Genomic DNA, 3,201 nt, shown 5'->3' with positions numbered 1-3,201 from the left:
CTACATTCAATAGCACCATATGGAAACTTATTACTGATACAAAAGACAATTTATTTGCTGCGGGATCATTTTCAAACGCAAACAATATGTTTTACGTAGCTAAATGGGATGGCAGTAGCTGGGGTGAAGTAGGAGGGATTAGCGATTCTACATTTAAAAATGGAGGAATTTATACCCTATTTATCGATTCAAGTGATAATCTATATGCTGCAGGAGGTTTTACGAACGGTATTGATTATTCCCACGGCAACAAATATGTTGCAAAATATACAAGCCCCACCTTACCCCTCACCCTCACCACCTTTATCGCCCAAGCCGCCCTAAACAATAGAACCCAACTCACTTGGCAAACCACAAACGAAACCAATACCTGCCTTTTTGAAATAGAGCGCAGCAGCGATGGTAAAAACTATGCGGCTATAGGCGATGTAACTGCCAAAGGGAACGGCGCCGGCAGCTACTACTATACTGATAACACACCCCTTCAGGGTACGGGGGCAGCTTACTACCGCCTGAAAATGGTGGACAAAGATGGCAGCTTTACATATAGCCAAGTTGTTACCATCAGCAACACGTCGGCAAAAGCAGGTATCACCCTTGTGCCAAACCCTGCACAAGCCACCACTAGTTTGTTGTTTGCCCCCGCCACAGGTATAGGCAATGTAAAAATATATGCTACGGACGGGCGTTGCGTAGCCACGCAACTTATCAATCTGGCAACAGGTAATGCCAACCTAAACATATCCACCCTTGCCAGCGGCACCTACACCGTGGTGCTGCAAACCAATAGCAGCAAACAAACCACCAAATTGGTGAAACAATAAAAATGGTTGAACAAATATCAAGCGACAGCCTGCTCACTAAGCTTATAGCCTCGCAGCCACTACGGCAGTTGTAAGGCATATTCCTGAACGCCATCCTTGGCAGTTACTGCTGGCCTTTTGCATCCTTTGTTATTTGTATATCCCGTTTCCAAGTTTTGATAGCTTTGTTGTTCAGCTAGCGAACGAGCTGAATAATTAGGGGTGGAATCACGAGGGAATATTTTATAAAACTTTTTTTATGCGCATATTTTGTAGTATTCTCACATTGAATAGAAAAATCTTTGATAAAAGCTATAAGTTTGACACAAGTTTAAAATGATAAGGGCTGTAAGTCCTTATTTTACAGTATTAGGATAACAAGGTGGGGCTATTAGAGAGGATGGAAAATAAAAAAATACCTGTACATGATTGATATACAAAAATCAGTTAGGCATGGCCACTATAAAATAACAACTTACAAATGACGCTAGATTTTACAAAAACCAATGCAAAGCCACTACTAAAAAAATTGATGCTAATTATTGTTTTAGTATTGATTGTGTTGCCTACCCATTTTATTAGCCAGCCCAGTGCAGGGCTAGACAGCAGCTGGGAAATTGGGCTAAATTTATGTTTTTCAAAAAAAATGATCTTTGGCAGGGATATAGTTTTTACATACGGTCCACTAGGGTTTTTATCAACAAGGTGCCCAATAAGCATCAACACGTTTTATATGTTTTTTTTCGACTTGTTGACTTGTACTTTTTTAATAGATATTTTTGTACTCTATATAGCCAAATTTTGTAAAAATTGGATTGATAAAATATTGTTTTTTTTATTATTATTTATTTCCATAAATACAGGCGCAACATATTTTTATGATGCAGGGTTTACGTTGTTATTCATATTTAGCTTTTATATTTTCAATTATTTTAATCAGCCAGCGCTAAAAAATATAGCTATCCCTTTGTTTGCTTGTGTGCTGATGTTTTTTATTAAGCTGAACATTGGCCTGATTTACCAGTTTATTTACGTTTCTTTTATACTTTATTGTTACTTCACAAACAAAATACAGCTTAGGAAAGCTGTATTTGTTTTAGCTTGCTATGCATGTATCATGGCATTGGGTTGCTATATTTTGAAAGTTGACTTTTTTGCTTTCATTTATACTGGCACGAAGATTATTGCTGATTATCCAAACGCAATGGGGCATGAACTATATTATATACGTTTATTGCTCTATGCCATTATGTTATTCCTGCTTTTTTTTCTGTTGATTTTCCAGAAAATAAGAAAAGGGGCTTTTAGCCTTGATAGTGCAGCTATTTATGGAATTTCTTTTATCAATCTTTTTATTGCTTACAAAAGCGGCTTTACTAGATCTGATGCGGGGCATTTGCTTACTTTTTTTTCTTTATGCTTTCCTTTTTTTTCATTGCTTTTTTATTTTGATAACTTTTGCGTTTCCATTAGTCCATATAGAAAAATTTTAAATATATTTGCATTTATTAGCATATTGGGCATGCAAACCTGCATATTTGCAATGACCCCAGAGTATAATCCATTTGCAAGTTTCCCTGCATACCGAACAATTTATTTTAAAGAATTATTTTGTAAAGCAAACACCGAAATACCTTCTAATACCCAACTGCCGCTACGCATTTTGAATACAATAGGGAAGCACCCAGTTGACATTTTAACAACAGAAATTTCTTTGGCTTACTTTAACAACCTAAATTATTCTCCGCGGCCTTGCTTTCAGTCATATCAAGCCTATAATGGCTTTTTAGATAGCCTGAATGCCGCAAAATACACATCATCAAAAGCACCAGCTTTTTTATTGTTTACACCTAACAGTGTTGATGGCAGATGCGATTTTTGGGACGAAACAAAAACAAAGATTAGCATTTGCAGCAATTATTCGTGTATTGATACATTTACTATGTTTGATACCACAAAATACCTGCTTTTAAAAAGGAATATTAATAGGGGGGAAGCTTCTCTTAAATTTTTCCGAGATAATGATACTGAAGTTGATAAAGACATAGAAATCCCAGAAAACAAACACCTTCTTTTAATGAAGCTTAATCTTAACTATTCTATGAAAGGCAAGATTAAATCGTTCTTATTTCATCCGCCGTCATTATTTGTTGTCTTAACAAAATATGATGGCACCACCATTTCCTTTTATACAGTAAAAAGTATTTTAGAATCGGGGGTATTGGTTAACAAGAACACTTTGGGTATTGGCGGCTATCAATCTCTATTTTCAGGGAAACCCGATAGCTTAATTACTATTAAATCAGTTAAGATAATTACTCGGGAACCCAATTGTTTTAATAAAAGCATTTCCGGATCATTTTACGAGGTAATTGGCCACGCTAGCTCAAAAGCTAAA

The 3,201-nt window shown here is 36.3% G+C and carries 2 protein-coding genes; both read left to right on the top strand.

Annotated elements, in window-relative coordinates; translation table 11 throughout:
- On the top strand, positions 1–824 hold an 824-nt coding region (locus tag ACHFIY_RS19170), incomplete at its 5' end, for a T9SS type A sorting domain-containing protein (RefSeq protein ID WP_410847742.1).
- Between the two features lie 1,522 nt (positions 825–2,346).
- A partial coding sequence (locus ACHFIY_RS19165; RefSeq protein WP_410847741.1) for a hypothetical protein occupies positions 2,347–3,201 on the top strand: 855 nt, incomplete at its 3' end.

Origin of the sequence: Parasediminibacterium schistidii, from assembly GCF_046546515.1 — a bacterium.
Lineage (GTDB): Bacteria > Bacteroidota > Bacteroidia > Chitinophagales > Chitinophagaceae > Parasediminibacterium.
The sequence above is the reverse complement of the archived record's forward strand: the minus strand, read 5'-3'. Positions and strand labels throughout refer to the sequence as shown.